Here is a 3,298-nt window from a genome sequence, read left to right as displayed (position 1 = left end):
TTGTTGTTTGGGTGCTATGTAAAGTTTATTTGTATTTTTAAACTTTTTCAACAGCTTACAACAAGTGTGTGCGCTGCTTATGCAGGGCACACACACGCGGTATAGTTAATTGCCGGTGCAGTGCGTATTCGAGCGGCACAGCTCGTATCAAAAGTAGTTGTAACTTGATAGGAAAGTGCTTCGAAATCGGCAACTAACCATACCGCCAACCGTTAGCGTTCATGCTGAAAAAAGACAACTACGATATACAATTGACAATGAAAATCCAACGCACAAATAGCACATTTGCAAGCTCCCACACACAAGCTGATGCTTCAGCTTGCAAAAGAGCTATTCTTGCCAACACACGACAAAGACATTGCTATGGAAAATAAAAAAACAACAAGAGCCAACTCTTTTAATACTGGTATCGCAAGTGAGTATCTAATTTTATCCTTGCTATATAGAAAAGGAGTTGAAGCCTACCTAAGTCAGGGAAATAAAAAAAGCATTGATATTCGGATTATTAAATCTGACGGAACTTCAATTTCAGTTGATGTAAAGTCCGTAAGAGGATATTCTTCACTTGTAGTTAATAATGTTAAAGCCAATGAAAATCATTATATCGTATTTGTCATATACAATGGCAAATTCGAACAACTCAAAGAGTTGCCTGATTTTTATATTGTTCCAAGTAAGGATTTATTCGAGTTGGAATTGATGTCTTCTTTTAAAAATGAGAAGCGAGTTATGAAAGGTAAACTTGAAAACTATAAAAATGAATGGGGATACATAATCGAAAACTATAATGAATAACGACACGACAACACCCGACAAATTAAAAGTTCGGGAAAAAGAATTAAAAACACTCGAAAAAGATTTTGAGTTTGAGAGATTGGAATTGAACTTAAAACTGCCGAATATTTTTAGGATACTTAAAATCTCTAAAGCAGAAATCAGGCATTCTAATTTTCTTGCTTGGTTATTAAATCCCAACGAAAGTCACAATTTAAGAGATACATTCTTAAAACATTTTCTACTCGACATATCCGTCGATTTTGACACATTAAATTTTCAAGACTTTGAAATACGTCGGGAATGGAAGAATATTGATTTAATAATTATCACAAGTGGATTTGTCGTTTGTATTGAAAACAAAGTTGACTCTCAGGAACATTCAAATCAATTGCTTCGATACAAAGAGATTATAAAAGAATCGTTCCCAAAGCATCAGCAATATTTTGTTTACTTGACAACAGACGGAGATGAACCTTCAGAAGTTGAGTACCAAAAATATTCCTATTCTCAAATTGCAGAGACTTTGACCCACGCATTACAACTTTATGAAAGGAGATTAACTTCAGAAGTAAAACAATACATTCAAGATTATATCGAAATACTAAAAATTGAAATAATGAAAGAACATGAACTCAATGAACTGGCATTAAAAATTTATAACAACCATAAAGAAGCACTTGATTTTATTTTTGAAAACAAACCTGACTTAGCAACAGAGTTCTACAAGTACTTTGAGAAAAAAGTTAAAGACAAAGGATGGTTAATTGGCTCTCCCAACAAAGGATATGTACGATTCCTGACAAAACCATTGAAAGATATTTTGCCAAAATTAAAAGGATGGCGACAAATGGAATCTTTTAGCTTTGAAATAGATTATTTCTGGTATAATCAAAAACAAGTTCGTTTTGCCACAGTTATTGCGCCAGGTACTGGTTCCGATGAAGATAATCAAGTTATCAATATATTAGATGAAAGTTTAAACACACTAAGTAGCCATAATGACTGGAAAAAACCTCAAGGGAAAAAATGGTTAGTCCATTTTAGAAAAAGATGGAAGTTTGATTTGGAGGAAATGAGTGAAAAAAATGACAATGAAATTTATGAAGCAATAGATAAATTCTGGCATGTTATTGAAAGTATTGTTTCGCTGACAGAAGCCGCAATCCTTGAAAGAAAAGATGAATTAATTGAATTAAAACAAAAACAAGAGGCATGGGAAAAATAGATATTTCGCACTACATCGGTTGTTTAATTGGTGGTGCTGTTGGTGATGCTTTAGGTGCGCCAATTGAATTTCTCCGCCTTTCTCAAATAAGAGCAAAATTCGGAAAAGATGGAATATCAGATTTCATAGAATTTGAGAACAATACAGGAGCATTTACAGATGACACTCAAATGACACTATTTACCGCAGAAGCTCTGCTCCGTGCTTATCATCGGGCAATGCTCAAAGGAATTGGAGGTGCATTGAATACAATTGCCCATCATTCTTATTTACGTTGGTTGCATACTCAAAATATTGGTGTAAACATTGACAATATAAAGGATGGAAAATACGACGTAGAGAAAGGCTGGCTTATAAAAGAAAAAGTTTTGTATAACAGACGTGCTCCCGGAAACACTTGTATATCTGCTTTGAGTAGTGGAATTGCCGGAACAATTGAAAATCCAATAAACGATAGCAAAGGTTGTGGAACTATTATGAGAGTTGCTCCGGTCGGATTAATGTTCGAGGGAAATAATGAAAATGCTTTTAAAGTAGCTTCTGAACTGTCGGCAATCACTCATGGACATCCAACGGGATATTTAAGTGCAGGTTTCTTTGTTTCAATACTTTCTGATTTAGCAATTGGCATTGAACTCCGTAAATCAATTGACAATGCAATCCAAATTCTCGAAAATTGGGACAATCATTCAGAAACTAAAAATGCAGTAAACGCGGCAATTGATTTATTCGAAAAAACTAAATCACAAAGCGATAAAATAAGTGCTGAAACAATTGAAAAATTAGGTCAAGGATGGATTGCAGAAGAAGCTTTATCAATGTCATTATACGCAAGCCTGATTTTTGAAAGAGATTTTAAAAATGGAATCCTTTTTTCAGTGAATCACAGCGGAGACAGTGATAGTACTGGTTCAATAACTGGTAACATCCTTGGACTCATTAATGGTATTGACAAAATTCCTGTTAAATGGAAAGACAAACTTATCGGACACGAAATTGTAAAACAGGTTGCGGAGGATTTAAATATAAAAATGAAAGGTGATTCTTTTAATTCAAACGATGAGTGGTGGGAAAAATATCCGGGATTTTAATCCTACACACAATCAGGCACATTTACAGGTCGCACAAGCCAACGCTCAACCAAAACCTGTAAAAGAGCCTGCTTTAGCCGCCGCATTGACTGAAAAAATAAAGCACGAAACGCTAATCGAGTAGACTGCCCCGCCAGTGAACACTGACGGGGAGAGCCTCTCACACCACTGTACGTACGGGTCTCGTATACAGCGGTTCATTAAG

The 3,298-nt window shown here is 35.2% G+C and carries 3 protein-coding genes; all 3 read left to right on the top strand.

The window, feature by feature from the left end:
* Positions 1-309: 309 nt before the first annotated feature.
* From N2K84_RS20020 to N2K84_RS20010, 3 genes are read left to right on the top strand one after another with little or no spacing between them, the layout of a single operon-like run.
* Positions 310-795, top strand: coding sequence for a hypothetical protein (locus tag N2K84_RS20020; protein WP_282593609.1), 486 nt, complete (start codon positions 310-312; stop codon positions 793-795).
* Positions 788-2,002, top strand: a complete 1,215-nt coding sequence (locus N2K84_RS20015) for a PDDEXK-like family protein (RefSeq protein WP_282593608.1) — start codon at positions 788-790, stop codon at positions 2,000-2,002. The genes N2K84_RS20020 and N2K84_RS20015 overlap by 8 nt, the downstream gene beginning before the upstream one ends.
* Positions 1,990-3,093, top strand: a complete 1,104-nt coding sequence (locus tag N2K84_RS20010) for an ADP-ribosylglycohydrolase family protein (protein ID WP_282593607.1) — start codon at positions 1,990-1,992, stop codon at positions 3,091-3,093. The genes N2K84_RS20015 and N2K84_RS20010 overlap by 13 nt, the downstream gene beginning before the upstream one ends.
* Positions 3,094-3,298: the final 205 nt, after the last annotated feature.

This window comes from Gaoshiqia sediminis (assembly GCF_025907915.1).
GTDB lineage: Bacteria > Bacteroidota > Bacteroidia > Bacteroidales > Prolixibacteraceae > Gaoshiqia > Gaoshiqia sediminis.
The sequence above is the reverse complement of the archived record's forward strand: the minus strand, read 5'-3'. Positions and strand labels throughout refer to the sequence as shown.